At 36.0% G+C, this 17602-nt stretch carries 16 protein-coding genes and 1 tRNA gene; 13 read left to right on the top strand and 4 right to left on the bottom strand.

All coding sequences use genetic code 11. The annotated features are described in order from the left end of the window. Window positions 1-110 precede the first annotated feature (110 nt). Both JEM65_RS03045 and rbfA read right to left on the bottom strand, forming a co-directional pair. On the bottom strand, window positions 111-1313 hold the full coding sequence (locus JEM65_RS03045) for an ABC transporter permease (protein ID WP_199597090.1): 1203 nt from the start codon (window positions 1311-1313) through the stop codon (window positions 111-113). Continuing rightward, window positions 1314-1709, bottom strand: a complete 396-nt coding sequence (gene rbfA, locus JEM65_RS03040; protein WP_133756954.1) for a 30S ribosome-binding factor RbfA — start codon at window positions 1707-1709, stop codon at window positions 1314-1316. A 289-nt stretch (window positions 1710-1998) separates the two neighbouring features. On the opposite strand from rbfA, the gene mce reads away from it, so the two are divergent. The 9 genes from mce (at window position 1999) to JEM65_RS02995 (ending at window position 7777) form a co-directional block, all read left to right on the top strand. Continuing rightward, a complete protein-coding gene (mce, locus tag JEM65_RS03035; protein ID WP_199597089.1) occupies window positions 1999-2403 on the top strand; it encodes a methylmalonyl-CoA epimerase in 405 nt (134 codons plus the stop codon). Between the two features lie 49 nt (window positions 2404-2452). Further along, window positions 2453-2526 (top strand) — tRNA-Ile (locus tag JEM65_RS03030). A 472-nt stretch (window positions 2527-2998) separates the two neighbouring features. Further along, complete coding sequence (locus JEM65_RS03025) at window positions 2999-3322, top strand: hypothetical protein (protein WP_199597088.1); 324 nt, start codon at window positions 2999-3001, stop codon at window positions 3320-3322. A 158-nt stretch (window positions 3323-3480) separates the two neighbouring features. Then, window positions 3481-3789, top strand: coding sequence for a helix-turn-helix transcriptional regulator (locus JEM65_RS03020; protein ID WP_199597087.1), 309 nt, complete (start codon window positions 3481-3483; stop codon window positions 3787-3789). After that, window positions 3777-4973: a primase-helicase family protein gene (locus JEM65_RS03015; RefSeq protein ID WP_199597086.1), complete on the top strand. Its 1197-nt coding sequence runs from the start codon at window positions 3777-3779 to the stop codon at window positions 4971-4973. Before JEM65_RS03020 ends, JEM65_RS03015 begins: the two co-directional genes overlap by 13 nt. A gap of 264 nt (window positions 4974-5237) precedes the next feature. Then, window positions 5238-6092 (top strand): toprim domain-containing protein, encoded by an 855-nt coding sequence (locus tag JEM65_RS03010; RefSeq protein WP_233530498.1) that lies wholly within the window; start codon window positions 5238-5240, stop codon window positions 6090-6092. Continuing rightward, window positions 6076-6588: a mobilization protein MbpA gene (mbpA, locus tag JEM65_RS22305; RefSeq protein ID WP_233530497.1), complete on the top strand. Its 513-nt coding sequence runs from the start codon at window positions 6076-6078 to the stop codon at window positions 6586-6588. Before JEM65_RS03010 ends, mbpA begins: the two co-directional genes overlap by 17 nt. Next, window positions 6585-7442 (top strand): relaxase/mobilization nuclease domain-containing protein, encoded by an 858-nt coding sequence (locus JEM65_RS03000; protein WP_199597085.1) that lies wholly within the window; start codon window positions 6585-6587, stop codon window positions 7440-7442. The genes mbpA and JEM65_RS03000 overlap by 4 nt, the downstream gene beginning before the upstream one ends. 11 nt (window positions 7443-7453) lie before the next feature. Continuing rightward, the gene (locus JEM65_RS02995) at window positions 7454-7777 is read left to right on the top strand and encodes a DUF6730 family protein (protein WP_199597084.1); all 324 of its coding nucleotides are present in this window, start codon (window positions 7454-7456) and stop codon (window positions 7775-7777) included. A 154-nt stretch (window positions 7778-7931) separates the two neighbouring features. Here the strand turns inward: JEM65_RS02995 and JEM65_RS02990 are convergent, their stop codons facing one another. Next, window positions 7932-9287, bottom strand: coding sequence for a sensor histidine kinase (locus JEM65_RS02990; protein ID WP_199597083.1), 1356 nt, complete (start codon window positions 9285-9287; stop codon window positions 7932-7934). A gap of 197 nt (window positions 9288-9484) precedes the next feature. Continuing rightward, window positions 9485-10849 (bottom strand): sigma-54-dependent transcriptional regulator, encoded by a 1365-nt coding sequence (locus tag JEM65_RS02985; RefSeq protein ID WP_199597082.1) that lies wholly within the window; start codon window positions 10847-10849, stop codon window positions 9485-9487. 217 nt (window positions 10850-11066) lie between these two features. Here JEM65_RS02985 and JEM65_RS02980 point away from each other — a divergent pair, with 217 nt between their 5' ends. The 4 genes from JEM65_RS02980 to JEM65_RS02965 all read left to right on the top strand — a co-directional run bounded on the left by JEM65_RS02980 (window position 11067) and on the right by JEM65_RS02965 (window position 17467). After that, a complete protein-coding gene (locus JEM65_RS02980) occupies window positions 11067-12065 on the top strand; it encodes a peroxiredoxin family protein (RefSeq protein WP_199597081.1) in 999 nt (332 codons plus the stop codon). Window positions 12066-12208: 143 nt separating this feature from the next. Next, entirely contained in the window at window positions 12209-13573 is a 1365-nt protein-coding gene (locus JEM65_RS02975) for a TolC family protein (protein ID WP_199597080.1), read from the top strand. 5 nt (window positions 13574-13578) lie between these two features. Continuing rightward, complete coding sequence (locus JEM65_RS02970; protein WP_199597079.1) at window positions 13579-14829, top strand: efflux RND transporter periplasmic adaptor subunit; 1251 nt, start codon at window positions 13579-13581, stop codon at window positions 14827-14829. A 199-nt stretch (window positions 14830-15028) separates the two neighbouring features. Further along, the gene (locus JEM65_RS02965) at window positions 15029-17467 is read left to right on the top strand and encodes an ABC transporter permease (RefSeq protein WP_199597078.1); all 2439 of its coding nucleotides are present in this window, start codon (window positions 15029-15031) and stop codon (window positions 17465-17467) included. Window positions 17468-17602 lie beyond the last annotated feature (135 nt).

The raw sequence follows: 17602 nt of genomic DNA, 5'->3' as shown, positions 1-17602 counted from the left end.
GCAGAGCGTCGGGGAATAAAACCCAAGGATCCCGCTAAAAAGCGGGATTAGTTCAACTAACAATTTTTAATTCATTGCTTCGCAACTTTTAAAAATTGAGTTTCACTAATTTAACTGCTAACCAATTTCTCAGAAATCCGGCTTGAGGCAATCTTGGAGGCAAGCAAGCCTAAAACAATAATTGTGACGAGCACCAACACAATATTCATCACTTGAATGGTCACAGGGTAAGGAAGCGATGGGGTAATCATGACCAGCGCAAATTGCTGTTGTAATACGACCAGAATAAATCCTATTAACACCCCTACAAATCCACCAAGAACAGTCATTAAACTGCCCTGAAGGAAAAACACCCGTCGGATATCTTTGGTGGTAGCGCCAATATTATAAAGGGTGTGAAGGGAGTCTTTTTTGTCCAATATCATCATGATCAACGCTCCAATCACATTAAATAAGGCAATGATGATGACTAAGGTAAAAATAAGATAGACCACCAAATTTTCAGTGTTCAACATCTTGTAAAGCGAATCATTGAGTTGCGCTCTGTTTTTGACGATCACATCGGTTTCAAATTGCTCTAAAATGGCGTTTCTAACCGATTTTTCGTCGGTGTTAGGTTGTAGCTTAATTTCAATGCTGCTCAGTTGGTTGGCAGCAAAATCCATTAAATAACGGGCATTGACAATATCTGTATAGACATACGAGGCGTTTAAATCTTCATTGACGTCAAAAACTCCAATATTGACCATGTTGAGCGAATTAAAGGCACCTTTTATGGAACTGATTTGTCCGACGCCTGGTTTAGGCACATAAATACTAAGTGTTTTACCATAATCTAAGACCCCAAAAGAGAGATTGTGAGCAATTCCCCAACCTGAAACCAGTTGGCCACTCCCTTTTTCAAACCATTGTCCTTGGATGATCATAGAATCAATATGGGTGACCTTTAAATACTGATCATCAACACCTTTTAAAGAGGCCAATAAATTTTTATTGTCGAATTCAATAATGATGCGCTCTTCAATGATTCTTGAATAGGATGCAATACCTTCAATATTTTGTAAGGCTGTAGAATCCTTATCCGTAAGCAAAAACGATTTTCCTTGGGCAGGAGTAATTTTGAGATCAGGATCTACAAAAGAAGAAAATTCGAGGCTAAAATCTTTTAGGCCCGCAAAACCAGAAAGCACTATAAACAAGGCTGCAGCGGCAACAACCACACCTGAAGCAGCAATAACGGTCATGATATTAATGGCATTATTACTACTTTTGGTAAAGAGGTATCGCTTAGCGATGTAGAGCGTAAAGTTCAATTACGATTTTTTACGTTTGTCTAATAAATCGGCGTCCTTAATAGGATTTTCTTCGCCTTTCAAGGATTTATCGATGCGCTCAATATATTCTAGAGAATCATCAATAAAAAATTCCAAATTAGGCATTCTGCGCAATTGATGTCTGGTCCGTTGTGCCAATTCATGACGAATTAGAGGTGTGTTTGAGCGGATCCCTTTTAACAATTCTTCAGCTTCCTTATTAGGAAAAATACTTAAATATACTTTGGCTAAGCCCAAATCGGCCGTCACATTCACCTTACTTACAGATATAATGATCCCGCGCATGCCGCCTTTAGTTGCTGCACCTTGAAGTACGTCAACCAAGTCTTCCTGCAATATTCCACCTATTTTTTTTTGTCTATGACTTTCTTCCATGTGTCGTTTTTATAAATCTAAAATTGCTAATTTCTGATTTAAATTAGTATTTAAAAGCCTCATTAGTGGCTTATCAACTGCAAAAATAGAGCATATTTAAGGATTATTGTATTTTTGATTAACTAAAGTGAGCTTCGGTTATAATAACAGTAGGAGCAAGGAGAGCTAATTATACAGATTTATATTACCTTATTACTGATATGTTAGCTGAAAATTAATAAAATTTCTTCCCAAGTGTCATCGGGATTATAGAAATTACTAAATAAGATACTCGTCATGACGGGCATATATGAAAAAGATTGAACACATAGGTATTGCAGTTAAAAATTTGGATGACGCTAATGCGCTTTTTGGATCACTTTTTGGTGTACCGCATTATAAAATTGAGGCTGTAGAAAGTGAAGGTGTCCGGACATCATTTTTTGAGACAGGTCCCAATAAAATTGAATTGTTGGAAGCGACATCGGCGGACAGTCCGATTGCTAAATTTTTAGAAAAGAAAGGGGAGGGGATACATCATATAGCCTTTGCCGTGGATGATATAGAAGTTGAAATAGAGCGCTTAACTCAAGAAGGTTTTACAGTCTTAAATAAAGTTCCAAAAAAAGGTGCCGATAATAAGTTAGTGGCATTTTTACATCCAAAAAGCACAAATGGTGTTTTGATCGAATTATGTCAAGACATAAAGCCATAAAAATGTTGTAAGATTTTAAAATAAGTAGTAATATTGCATCCTCTTAACCGGTCCTATAGCTCAGCTGGTTAGAGCACCTGACTCATAATCAGGTGGTCCCTGGTTCGAGCCCAGGTGGGACCACACCAGTAAAGACAAGCCTTTCAAGAAATTGAAAGGTTTTTTGTTTTTGGACCAGTACAACATATGTACAACAATTCATTTTTCTTTTGCTTTCATTTATTATTATCTTTAAGTTGTGGAACGCTTAAGTGAAATATTTGCAAGTTGGCTATATCAAAGTCGAAGGGAGTTTAAACTATTATGGTTAAAGCACGGCGCTTTGACCACCAACCGACTTTCTCTTTTTGTTATAATTATTTTCGGAATATTACCGCTAACCCTTTATTTTTTACTTTCTGGGACGATTTATTCCGTAACACAAATCATAGCGAGCTATATTTTTGTATCACTATTATTCGGTTTGTCCTTATTGCTGGTAATTACTTGGTTCAAGTCCGAGGAATTATTCAAGAATAATGTTCAGGGTTTTTCTTTCTTGCTATTGTCCCCGTCCAGAATCGATACCGTCTTTTTTGGTTTTGACAGTAATGACGTGGAGAACCTTCTTCGTTTGATAAATGGTTTGCCTGCAGAGCAAAAGATTGTAATCAGGGAAACTCCTAAGAACAAGCAGACAGGAAACATTCGGTTTCTGTTTACCTTTTTGGATCTCCTTGTTCGTGGCGGCATATTTAGGATGGATACAAAGCCCAAGGAGGCTTTAAACATACTTATCTCAGAACGTTTCACGTTTCAAAACTCCGAAATCAATTCAGGTACGCTGCCTTCGAGTTACTCCAAATGGTGCGCTGCTACCCATGAAGGTAATTATGATGATGTGCGAAAGGACATCTCAAAAGCATTAGGTATCTTCTAACATTTATACAATTCAACTTTTTATAAAGAAAACTTAGAGCAATCTTAAAGCAATCGTTATTTCCCTATTGTTTTTACTGCATCTATCGTCATATGTTTGCCGTGTACAATCAAAGTAAAAGGCCTTTTACTCATTATTAATTCTTAAATAAAAAGATTATGAATGAGCAAGAACATGTTGTGGATTTGTTGCAGGATATCAAAGGCCTGCTTTCCCACAACAAGAAAGTATACAACATGGATGACCTGGTAAATTACACAGGGCTATCAAAAAGTAAGATCTATAAACTCTCGCAGCTAAAACTGATACCGGCTGGAAACAATCCGCATATTAGACAACTCTTCTTTAATAAAGCTGAAATAGATGCCTGGCTTCTGGGAGAACCTAATCTATCCGACGAATTTTTAGAACGGCAGTTCAATAAACAGTTGTTGACCAATAAAAAATTCGGATCATGGAAGACTTAACATACATCCGGGTTGGTACCGTCTACTATAAATTGGTATATGTCCCAACTATCGGCGGAAAGTTCAACGAGACTCTTGTGCCCTGGAACATGGAGACCATCCGGCAGGATCACGGAAGAAACTTTATCGGAACGATCAAAAGATATGATGGATTTACCTGCATTCCCAGCCACTTGAACTTTGTAAGGGAATGGCACGGATTTTATAATACCTATTCGCCCTTGCCCCACCAACCAAAGAAAGGAGAGTTTCCGTACACCTTAAGGCTATTGGAACATATTTTCGGTGGACAGTTGAACTTGGGTATCGATTATTTGCAGCTCTTGTTTGAGCGGCCGATCCAGGTCCTGCCCATTCTCTGTTTGGTGTCCAAAGAGCGTTCTACGGGCAAGACCACCTTTCTAAAATGGCTCAAAATGTTTTTCGACAATAACATGACCTATTTGACCAACGACAGCTTCAGCAGCCAGTTCAATACAGATTGGGCGAACAAGCTCCTGATCTGCATTGACGAAGTGCTTTTCAACAAAGAAGAACTCACCGAACGGATCAAGTATTTGAGCACGACCAATTTCAATAAGGTAGAAGCCAAGGGGAAGGATAAAAGAGAGATAGAATTTTTTGGGAAGTTCATTCTTTGCAGCAACAACGAGGACAACTTTATTAAGATAGACAGTAACGAGACCCGTTTTTGGGTATTGAAGATCCCATCGCTTAAAAAGGAGGAGACAAGGTTTCTAGACTATCTGGATGCAGAGTTGCCGGCATTCCTACATCACTTGCAACACAAGGAACTCACCAGTCCACAATTGACCCGCATGTGGTTCACGCCAGCACAGATCAGGACCCAAGCTTTGGAAAATTTAATGTCCAACAACAGAAACCGTGTGGAAAAGGAATTGGCCAGCATTATTCTTAATGCCATGGACACCTTGGAGGAGGAAGAGATACAATTATGCCCATTGGATGCCCTTCACCTATTAAATCGGACCCGGATCAGAACAGATCTTACCCAGTTGCGGCATATTTTAAAAAAGGACTGGAAATTGACCAATCAGGATAATTCCATGGGCTATAAAAAATTGATGATTTGGCAGGAGGGAGGAATGGGGTTTACCGATGCCAAAGGAAGGTATTATTCGATAGAAAAAGATTTTTTATTAAAACGCTTTGGAGAGGATTAGAAAAAATGATATCGTGATTCGATGACAAGGGACTTCAATGTTTATGGGTCATAGAAACAGTTTTCATCATTTTCGACAGTATTTGCCGATGAAGAGAGAAAACACACTGCATATTATGTTTTATTTCGATGAAACGATGACAGATAGTGATCAAGCCCAGTAAATATAAGGGATTAGGTTGTCATCGTTTTGTCATCATTTTGTCATCAAAAAAAACTAAGCTCTAAATGGGTTGTAAATACTGGGTTTTAAACAAACTGGCTGATGAAAAGAAAAATAAACTGTGAAAGAGCCCGAGCTTTTCCCATCGGAAGGGCGCTGGCAAAACTCGGGCACTTTCCCCAAAAGACAGCGGAAAAAGAAGCTTGGTTTCTGAGCCCTTTCAGGTCAGAAACCCAAGCCTCTTTTAAAGTTTCCAAAACCAGGAACCGATGGTATGACCATGGCGAAGGGAGTGGAGGCAATGTGATTGATTTGGTCTGTAGGATTTTGAAATGTTCTGTAAAGGAAGCTCTGACATTTCTGGATGAAGATGGTTTCTGTTTTTCTTTTCAACAGCCACAACATCTCAGTCCAAATGAAACAAGTTTAACTATACTTAAAATTAAGAGAATCAAACACCCGGCATTGATCCAGTATTTGAACCTGAGAGGGATTCCACTGCACGTTGCCAATGCCTATTGCCATGAGGTATGGTACACTTTTAAGAACTCAAAATTTTTCGCTATTGGCTTACAGAATAACAAAAACGGATGGGAATTGCGGAATAAGATTTTTAAGAATAGTAACAGCCCAAAAACATATACCCATCTCCAAAGAAACACTAAACAACTGATCATTTTGGAAGGGATGTTTGACTTATTATCGTTGGCCGTTTTGAATGCCCCTTTAATAGAAGTTTCAGATATCATGGTTTTAAACTCCATTGCATTTATTGAAAATATTGAATCGCATATTTCGGATTATGAAATAGTCGATCTCTATTTAGATAATGATTCGGCAGGACAAAAAGCAACACTTTATTTGACAAAGAAATATAGTCACGTAAATGATCAAAGTGATGGCTATAAAAACCACAAAGATTTAAATAATTTTTTATGCCATGAGAGAAAAAGTTGATGTTAATTCAAAAGAGAAAGGACAGCATTATTTAAAGATTCCTAGTGAATTACTTAAGGATTCTGATAGCCTGGAAGTGGAGCTGGAAATGGATTCAAATGAAAAGGAAATTATTCTGGATAGGACTGCGAGATGTGTGTCTGTGGCCACATTCTCGTTTGCTCCCGAAGGTCGCAAAGAAAAAAAAGGAGTGTTTAAGGGGAAAAGTGATCTGGTTAAGTTTAGATGTTCCATCTATGAAAAGAAGCTCCTGAATATTAAAGCGACGCGCAGCGGAATGACACTTAGCGAATATATACGGCGAACCGTATTTGAAAAGGAAATCACGGAACGTTTTACGGAAGAGCATATTCAACTTTATAAAATGCTGATCAAATACCACAACAATTTTAAGGCTATTGGCAACATGTACAGAAAACGAGATCCGAAATTAATGGAAACAGTTTATGACCTGGCCAATGAAATCAAGTTACATCTTAAAAAATTTCAACAATGATAGGAAAGGGTAAAAGCATATCACACACTAAGGCGTCGATGTCCTATGGTTGGGATCAAGAAAAAGACGCTGAGATTGTGCTGAAGGAATTTTTGCATGGGGATTCCCCAGCTGAAATCACCCAAGAATTTAAAATGCTCCAGGACCAAAATCACAATTGCACCAAAAACACCTTGTCATTTATTATAAGTCCAACGATAGAGGATGGAAAGCGATTGGACAAAAGTAAATTGGAAGAAATATCAAAACGGTTCATACACGAAATGAAATTGGGCGAGCGTCAGGCCATCGCTTTTGTGCATAGGGACAAGGATCATAAACACATCCATTTATATGTCAACCGGATTGATTTTAAAGGTGTGGCTTATAATGACAGCTTTATAGGTAAGCGGAGCCAGTTGGCAGCAGAAAAAGTAGCAGAACAATTGGGGTTGACCACCGTTAAGCAAGTACAATTTGAAAAGGAATTCAATCTGAAGGAAATACGGACCGAAATCAAGCGCAGACATGACCTGACCATGAATCAATTTAAGCCCAAATCCTTTGATGCTTATATTAAGGGAATGGAAACCAATGGCGTTAAAGTGATCCCGACCATAAATAATCAAGGCAAATTGCAAGGGTTTCGGTTTGAGTTTGATGGGCATAATTTAAAGGGAAGTGAAGTCCACCGCAATATATCCATTGGAAATATTGGTAAGCAAATGGGCAGCCTGGATTGTGCCAAGATTTCAAAGGACAACATGATAGGAGTGAAGCTTGCAGGTAAAACAGTAGGCCTAGCCCCACAATTAGCTTTAAAGCTGACCAAGTTCATTATTAAAAAAACAATAGAAAAAGGACTCTCTTATTAAATGCATCTATCATGACAAAAATGGAAGAACTTACCTCGCTATTGGTCGATGAGATCAATGACTTTAAAAGTGCCGTAGAAAAGCTGGAGAAAATGAATGCCCATTTAAGGGAAACGAAGATCAAGATGGATCTCACGGAATATAAAGCGAGCATCGAAACCCATCAGCAACGAATGGCATCGCACTTAAGTTCGTTAGAACGTTTTCAAAATCACTTTGACACTAAAATAAATAAGGCTAAGATTTATCCTAATTGGGCAGTGGTGGTTTTTATTGTTAGTTTGGTTTTGGGAGTTGGGGCGGTGGTTTTTGTTATTATAAGTCATTTTAGTTGACAAATTCATATGAGAAAGGTTTTTTTAAAAAACCATCGAAGCATTTTTAAGTTCTCCCACCGAAAATATTGCTTACATGGAATTACTTTGGAGCAATATAGCTTCAATAATCATTGGACATACCATTATGGTAAGATAGGATTCAATAAACAACTTAAAAGCGCAATGAGAATGATGTTTTCTTTCCAATAATTGAATTTACAGAAAGCGTGCCCCCATGCAATCGCATAATATGTTTAGAAAGACTTAAGCCAATCCCGGTACCATCCTCTTTGGTGGTGAAAAACGGAATGAAAATTTGGTTTAAAATTTCTGGTGAAATTCCGGGGCCATTGTCGACGACGTGTATGATCGTATTGTAACTGTTTTTTTCTTTTTCAGCAATGAGTTTTATGATGCCTTCTTTGCCCGTTTTATGAATAGATTGAATCGCATTCTTCACTAAGTTTAATAACACTTGGATCATTTGTTTTTCATCGGCATAAATTTCTAAATTATTGGATTGAATTGCTATTTCAAATTTAATTTTCTGAAAACCTACCTCTTGGCTCGATAAAATGCGAATTTTATTAAAAAGTGTTGCCGTTGAAATAATCTCTTTTTCTGGTTTTGAAATTTTTGTTAAGGTTCTATAAGATTCTACAAACGTTATTAAATCTTTTCCTTGCTCTTTTATAATGTCTAGGCCTTTTATCAGGTTTGAAACATCCGTTTCGTTTAATCCTGAAGGCGTTTTCTTAGTGTTTTCGTTTTCAAAAATATGGGATAAGGTTTCAGAAAGTGAGGTAATTGGCGCGATAGAATTCATGATTTCATGGGTAAGCACTCTAAATAGTTTAATCCATGAATCGGTTTCATTTTCATCTAATTCGTAATTGATATTTTGAATAATTATTAAAATGAGGTTTTCATTGCCAACAGTAATAGGTTTAGAACGAATGGTCAGTTGAACTGTTTCACGCTCATTGGTGATGGATGTTAGTTTTTGGTCGAATGGTTTTAATTGGGATATTAACTTAAATAGTTTTTCGTCAACGCGCTTTAATTGTTGAATATGGGTTAGGGAATCATAATTGAATAGTTTTTTTGCCGTTTTATTAGCCAATAATATATGGCCTTTTTCATTTAAAGTAAGAAAGCCAACTGCAGCTTGTTCTAAAATAGAATGGTAATAGTGTTCTTGTTGCCTGTTTTCAATTTTTATTTTCTGAATTAAAAAATTCAAACGATTTAGGCTTTTATGCAAATCTCTTACTGATTTATTTTTAGTGTCAATCGGGAAGTGAATTGTAGAATCATCATTTTCAACCGCATTAAAAAAGAAGGCGATTTTCTTGTTCATTCTATTTATAAAGTTGATTAATCCAACGACTTGAAAAGTTAAAAAAATTGCTAAATAAATGGCATAATCAATATGTTTATTAAGGCCTAAATAGGCAACTCCAAAAGCTATTGCAGTTATAAAAAGTACGCGAATAATGATATTATAATATAGATTTTTACTAGCCATAACTGTTTATTAGTGTTGTCCGATTAAAATTGTTGTGCTTCGCGTAGCCATGGAAACATAAAAGACCTCTGAGGTTTTTAGCAATAATGGCCTTCTTTTTAATGTTTATTGGAAATGTCATCAACACTTTACGACTCAAGTCTATACTCTAAAGCGGAGTGGTCTAGGTTCTTTTTTGCGCACTGCTAATTATTTTACTAAATCCCGTAACGTTTTATTTTGTTATACAGCGTTTGCCTAGTAATTCCTAATTGATTGGCAGCTGCGCTATGGTTATTTTCATGTTTTAAAAGTGCGTTTTCAATCATGGTTTTTTCCATGTCATCTATCGTAATGTCTAAAACTTTAGTGAAAGACTGTGACGGTTTTTTAAACATAAAATCGTTAGCTGTAAATGTTTTGTTATCGCTCAAAATAACACTCCGTTCTATGGTGTGTTGAAGCTCTCTAACATTTCCAGGCCAATTGTGCTCTAAGAGTTTTTTTTCTGCGGAAGCACTTATTTTCAATCCGATTTTCCCGTATTTTTTTGAGTAACTATTCAAGAAAAATTCGGCAAGGAGCAATACGTCGTTACCACGATCACGTAGCGGTGGCACTTCTATTTGAATAGTGTTTATCCTATACAATAAATCTTCTCTAAATGTGCCTTCCTCAACCATTTGATCGAGATTACAGTTGGTGGCGCAGACTAATCGGATGTCAATCGGGATTGGGGTGCTTGATCCAATTCTAAATACTTCTCTGTTTTGTAAAACGGCTAATAACTTGGCTTGTAAGGATAATGACAGATTTCCAATTTCATCTAAAAAAAGTGTACCACCATTGGCGGTTTCAAATTTGCCAGCCCGATCTTCATGAGCATCTGTAAAAGAGCCTTTGGTGTATCCAAAAAGTTCACTTTCAAAAAGACTTTCTGTAATGGCGCCCATATCCACACTGACCAGAATTTCATCTTTTCTTAAGGACCCGCTATGTATGTCTTGAGCGATGAGTTCTTTCCCCACGCCATTTTCACCTGTAATTAAAACATTTGCTTTTGTTTTTGCAACTTTGTGAGTGATATTTAAAACTTGATGGATCGGTTTTGAGTTGCCAATAATTGGTGTTTGGGTTTTGTTGATGAGTTGTTTTAAGTGTTTTGTTTCTTGTTTTAAATGGCTAACTTCTATTCGTGATTGCCGCAATTGAAAAGCCGATTGTATGGTGCCTAAAAGCTTGTTGTTATCCCAAGGTTTCAATACAAAATCGTTGGCGCCTTCCTTTAAAGCGCGAACCGCAATTTCTACATCTCCATAGGCTGTAATCATAATAACAGAGACGTCCGGTGATAATTCTTTAATACGTTTGAGCCAATAAAAGCCTTCGTTACCAGTATTGACGCCTGCCGAAAAATTCATATCCAATAAAACAACATCGTAATTTTTTAAATCGTAGAAGGCCGTGATTTGATTGGGATTAGAGATCGTTGTAATCGTTTTGTATTCCGATTGCAATAGTAATTCTAGGGCACTCAAGATACCTTTGTTATCATCTACAATAAGAATGTTGCCTTCAATCATTTATTATAAGCTTTGTTTTTCAAAACTAAACAATAGTGTTATTAGTTTTTTAAAAGTGTCAAATATCTTTACACTTTTTGTCAATTTATTTTACACTGAGCTTGGCGTTATTTAAATTAAAATAATGTAAGATGCTGATTGTGTCAGTCTTGTCTTTTGCGGTATGACATTGGCATAGGATTTATGAAATAATTAGAAATAAGTGAAACCACAATTTATGAGAGTATTATCTTTTTCAATATTAATATTGATTTCCATTTCTTGTAATCAAGAAAAAAAGTCTAAATTCTCGTTAATAGGAACTACAAACGAACTGAAAAACGAGACCGTTTTGTACCTCTTAAATCCTTCAACAGACGAAATAGTAGATTCCGTTCAAGTCCATGACAATAGTTTTTATTTGACGACTATTCTACCCACTGACCCTTTTCCAGCTATTTTGAAAAACAAGGACAATTCCTTATATAAAATTCTGTGGTTAGAAGATAATCCAATGACGTTTAATGATTCAAATCAAGACTTCGGAAATGCTGTGATTACAGGTTCTGATTCTGAAATAGAATATAGCAATCTCTACAAAGCAGCCGACACGCTTCCGAGAAAAGAACGGGAAAAATTATTAATTGATTTTATAAAAACGCATTCTGATAATATTCTGGGACCATACGTTCTTGCCGAGTGGTATATATCGTGGAAAAAAGAAAGAACAGAGCCACTATACAATCTGTTCTCTGAAAAGAATAAAAATTCGCTGTACGGGAAAGAAATCTACAAATATATTCGATCAAATCAAAATCCAAAAATTGGAGAACACTATGTGGATTTTGAAATCCCCGACCAATATGGAAGGAAAACTAAACTTTCTGAAGTAAAAGGAAAATTAATCCTTTTAGAATTTTGGGCAAGTTGGTGCGCACCTTGTCGAACGGACAACGCTAATTTAGTTACTTACTACGATGCATACAAGCCGTTAGGGTTTGAGATATTTCAAGTGTCGTTGGATGATGATAAAGAAGAATGGTTAGAAGCGATAAAACAAGATAATCTTCAATGGAATAATGTGAGCCATTTAAATGCATGGAAAGGCGAAGCAGCAATGATTTACGGGATAAATTTACTTCCTAGTAATTATTTGATTGACGAAGATGGCATCATAATTAGCCAAGATTTACGGGGTCAAGAATTGGAACAGAAAATAAAGGAAATACTGGAATAATGCTAATTGCTAACAACATGAATAACCCATGGCAAAGTTTAAGACCAGTTGGAAAATCCCGCCACTGACTACAATTGCTTCTTATTTGGATTGGTTCGTACTTGAAATAAGTAAAAGCTCATCAACATAAACGATATAAAAAAATGCATCAAAAAATCATTTGGATTCTTGTTTTAGGAACGCTATTACAGCCTAATCAACTGTTTTCTCAAAACGTTTGGACTTTGGATGCCTGTATCGCTTACGCTCTAGAACATAGTTTAAGTCAAACCTCGCAAAAACATCGTGAAGCCATTAGTGAAGAACGTTGGAAACAAAGCAAACGGGATATGTTGCCTACCATTGGCGTTTCCTATCCTAGCTATAATGTGAGTTTTGGTAGAACTTTGGATCCTGTTACCAATAGTTTTGTAGAATCCCGATTTGTATCAGGGCTTAGCGGTGGTTTATCGTCATCGGTAATGCTCTTTGAAGCATTTAGAAAATGGCATGCTTTGGCATATCAAAAATTAGTATACCAATCCAGTAAATTTGATGCGCAACAATCGCAATATGATTTAGCTTTTAAAATCATGGATTTGTTTAATAACGTCCTCTTTCAAGAAGGCGCATTGGATATTTTAAAAGAGCAGCAAGCAGTTAACTTACTTTATGAAAAAGAAATCATTAAAAAAGTAGTCTTAGAATTAAATGCAAAAGCCGATTTATATGATATCGAAGCCACAACAAGCGGTGATGCATTAGAAGTTTTAAAAGCAGAAAATGCACTAAAAGCTGCAAAACTGGCACTGCTTCAAGAAATGAATTTGGAGGCGGATCATATCACTATTATTCAGGATAAAGCTGTAGAATTTACTCCCAAAAGCGCTACTGAAATGAATCTGAATGAAGTTTTTAACACTGCTTTGGAGGTATTACCAAGTCTTCAGATAAGCAAATTCAATGTTGCCGCCTCAGAAAAAGAATTGGCAATCACTAAAACCGAACTTTATCCGAGTATCCGTTTGGGAGGAGGGATATCGACAAGTTATTCGGATAATTTTCGAGATTTTTCGGGCAGTACGATTCCTTTTGACGAACAGGTAAAAAATAACCAATCTAAATATATTGGGCTGTCTCTTAATTTTCCAATTTTTAATAATGGCCGAACGCGCAGCAGTATAAAAATTGCAGGAATCGAATTAGAAAATTCAAAAACTCAATTAAAAATAGAGAAACAGCGTACCTATAAAATTATTCAAGAATTATTGCAGAAAAATGAGGCGCTCATAGCAGAGGAGGCCCTTAATCTAAAAAAATTAAAAGCTAAAGAAAAAGCTTATGATATTGCACAGAAAAAATTCGATAAAAAAATAATCAATCTTTACGATTTACAAATTGCGAGCAATGCGTACTCGCATACAAAAATAGAACAAGTCCGTTTAATTGCTCAAATGGCAATTCAAAAACGAACCTTAGATTTTTATAAAGGTAAATTTATCCTACCAACATTAGCGGCATCAAATTAATGACTATGGATACCAAAATTGAAAAGAAAAAAGGCATCAAACTCAAACATATAGTAATAGGAAGCGGCATTCTCATTTTCCTGTTTCTTATAGGCATTATGATTTTTGGTAATGCGGGTTCAACGCTTAAAGTTGAAAAGGATAAGATCACTATCTCTGAGGTTATAAGCGATAAATTTAATGATTACATCAGCATCAGCGGTACTGTAAATCCTATAAGTACCGTGTATTTAGATGCCTATGAAGGCGGCCGGGTGATGGAAATTTTTATTGAGGAAGGAAGCATGGTGAAAAAAGGCGATGTGATCTTAAAACTTGAAAATCGCGAATTGTATGGTCAGATTTTAAATAGTGAAACCAATTTGGCACTAAAGCAAAATGACCTGAGGCAAACACAAATAAACTTCGATTCTAAACGTATTGGAGGTCAAAAAAGTTTGTTAGAATCTGAATTTCAATTAAAAAAAGCAAAAAGAAAATTCAAACAATTTCAAGCTTTATACGAAGACGAGCTAATAGCAGGAGAGGAGTTCTTACAAGCAGAGGAAAGCTTTGAGCTTGCTGAAAAGAATCATGAAGTCAACACCTTTCAAGTCAAACAGGATTCTTTGCTCAATACCAGTAGTATTAAAGAGTTGATTAAAGATTTAGCACGGATGAAACAAACCCTAAGTATGGAATACGAACGGATTGAGAACCTTAATGTAAAAGCACCCGTTGATGGCCAATTAGGAACTTTAGATGCCGAATTGGGAAAACAAATTGGTCGCGGTCAAGGCATTGCGCAAATAAATGTGTTAACCAATTTTAAAATAGAATCTACCGTAGATGAGCATTATATTGATCGCGTTAAACGTGGACTTTTGGGCACTTTTGAGCGAAATAATTTGCTCTATAATGTGAATTTAAAAAAGGTGTATCCAGATGTTAAAGCGGGCAAATTTAAAATAGACTTGGTGTTTTCTGGAGATAAACCAGATAATATCCGTACAGGTCAAAACTACTATATAAAATTACAATTGGGCGCCGCGACCGAAGCGTTCCTATTGCCACGAGGCGCCTTTTTTCAAAGTACAGGCGGGCAATGGGTGTATGTGATAGATAGCACAGGCGGATTTGCCGTAAAACGCTCGGTTAAAATCGGGAAACAAAACCCGCAATATTACGAAGTTTTAGAAGGTTTAGAGCCAGGAGAGCAGGTGATTACCTCGGGTTATGATGCTTTTGGAGAGAGTGATAGGTTGGTGTTGAAATAGAAGATAATAGAGGTTAGAGTCTAGAAGATAGACGGTAGAGGACAATTTAGTGAATTCAAGCGAATCAAGAATCTGCGGTTATCTGCGAGATCTGCGGGAAACCTTTTTTAATGAAGCGTGATAAGCTGGTGTTGAAATAAAAGGCTTCCTCTAAATTCTTAAAAAGAGGAGAAACAATGATGAGAAATAAAAATAAATTATGCTAAAACATTATATAAAATTTGCCATTCGGAACTTTAGAAGCAACAAAGTCATTTTTGCTGGAAGTTTAGCGACGCTTTGTTTAGGAGCCCTTTGTATTTCGTTATTGTTCTCTTATGTGCATAATGAACTTACCATGGATGATTTTCATGAGCGGAAGCAGGATATTTATATGATAATCAATCAAACTTCTCCTGAGAGCAAGCCAAGCGCAATAGATGCAAGATCGTTTTTTGGTTTTGATTATAAAGACTATCCTGAACTTGAAAATTCAACAACCATCCGAAAATACCCGTCTGAAACTATGAAGTTTACTTATGGAGAAAATGTGTTTTCTCCTGAAGGTATTGTGGTTGATAGTAGTTTTTTTAAAGTTTTCGATTTTGAATTAAAGGTTGGAGATAAAGAAAATATTCTGTCAGATCCTGATGCCGTTTTGGTAACTGAAACGTTTGCAAAAAAAATGTTTGGTAGTGAAGACCCCATAGGTAAAAATGTGAAAGTGACTTCCACTTTTGAAGATATTTATACGGTTAAGGGGATTGTTAACAAAGCGCCATCAAACAGTTCAATAACCTATGATTTTATTCTGCCTTATGATAAGGAGCCAAATAAACATAATAGAAATGGAGCCGTTTTTATATTAGCAAACAAAAACTTTAATAAAGCTAATTTCGAAAAGAAGATTGAGAAAATAGCCCAAAAACATGAACAATTTGGAGATAGTAAAACAAATGTGGTTGCATTTAGCGCGCTTTATTTTAACAAGGATGCGATAGAAGTTGGCGGAATAGTTTCACGCTTTGGAGATGAAAACGTGATACAAACCCTCATTCTTATTATGCTGGTTATTTTGATTATATCAGCATTGAATTTTTCGAATCTTCAGATTATTAATACGAACACAACACTAAAACAATTAGCCATTAGTACGGTAAATGGCGCAAATAAACAACAACTCTTAACTCAGAAATTGGTTGAAATTATTTTATTACTTGGTTTATCTGTTGTTATAATTTCACTGGGTTATAATTTAATATTACCTGTTTTTAATGAGTTTACGAGGGTGGAAATCGCACCGTCATTAAGTGAAATCTTAATAATAAATAGTTCTGTTTTGAGTGTCTTAGTATGTTTAGCTCTTATTTATCCTCTTTTCACAATTGCAAAACGACCACTGCTTAGTAATTTAAAACCACAATCATTTTCAGGTACGCAACTGGTCGGTCGTAAATTTATTACAGTCTTACAATATACTTTGACTTTTATCTTATTAATAGCCTCCGTCATAGTTGTTAAGCAATTAAATATGATGCTAGATCAGGATCTTGGTTTTACAAGTAAAAATATAATTAGCACCAAGTTATTTAGCCGAATTCCTTTCCCTCTAAAAAATAGTGACTTTGACAATTATGGAGATAAACAAGATTTTTATAAGAAAAAGAAAGCCGAATATGACTCTAAAAAAGCTGAACAAGAAAGCAATTACCAATATGTTAAAAATGAACTAACATCACATCCGTCTATTGCGAACCTCTCTCAGGGTGTTTCACCTTTGACCCCATTTGCATCTCCTTGGAAAGTTAAAAGGGCTGGAAATGAGTATACATCTGAAAACCTGATTAGCGTCGATTTTGACTATGAAAAGGTATTTGATTTAGAAATTACTGAAGGACGCTTTTTTGAATTGGGTAGGGATGAACCAAATGGAAAGCAAGTAGTAATTAATGAAGCAGCAAAAAAGTTCTGGAATATTCAAGACTTCTCGAAGAGCTTATTGTTGAACAAATTTTGGGATGATAAAGATGGTTATGAAATAATTGGGGTTGTTAAAAATTTTAATTACGAGCATTTATCATCGAAACCAAAACCTTTATTAATGAGTTATTGGGGGTATATGGAGCAGGATTTTTTAATTCAATTTCAAGATGATAAAGTGCAGGAAGGATTGCAATTTGTTGAAAGCTTATTTAATAAAGTAAACCCAAATCAAACCTTTTCATATACTTTTTTAAGCGATGATATAGCGACCTTATACCAAAAAGAAAAACAATTAAGCACCATTTACATTGTGTTTACCATAATTGCTTTGTTAATCTCAGCTATTGGTTTATTTACCATTGCGTTATATGACACACAACGTAGGGTAAAAGAAATAGGCATCCGTAAAGTCAACGGCGCCACCGTTAACGAAATAATGCTCATGCTTAATAAAGACTTTATAAAATGGGTAATTATCGCTTTCATTATTTCATGTCCAATTGCGTACTATGCTATGCATAAATGGCTGGAAAATTTCGCTTATAAAACCAGTTTAAGTTGGTGGGTATTTGCTTTGGCGGGTGTTTTTACATTGGTCATTGCATTAGTAACGGTGAGTTGGCAAACGTATAGAGCAGCCAGGAGGAATCCTGTGGAGAGCTTGCGGGATGAGTAGAAAGCAGACCTCTGCTGTAAAAAGAGAGCATAGGAAAAAGAGGGTAGAAAATAGAATATAGAGAATAGACGGTATGGAACAATTTAGTGAAGTTAAACCAATCAAGAATCTGCGAAGATCTGCGAAATCTGCGGG

Origin of the sequence: Gelidibacter salicanalis (assembly GCF_016469035.1) — a bacterium.
In the GTDB taxonomy this organism is placed as follows: domain Bacteria; phylum Bacteroidota; class Bacteroidia; order Flavobacteriales; family Flavobacteriaceae; genus Gelidibacter; species Gelidibacter salicanalis_A.
This window is presented reverse-complemented; position numbering and strand designations above follow the sequence as displayed.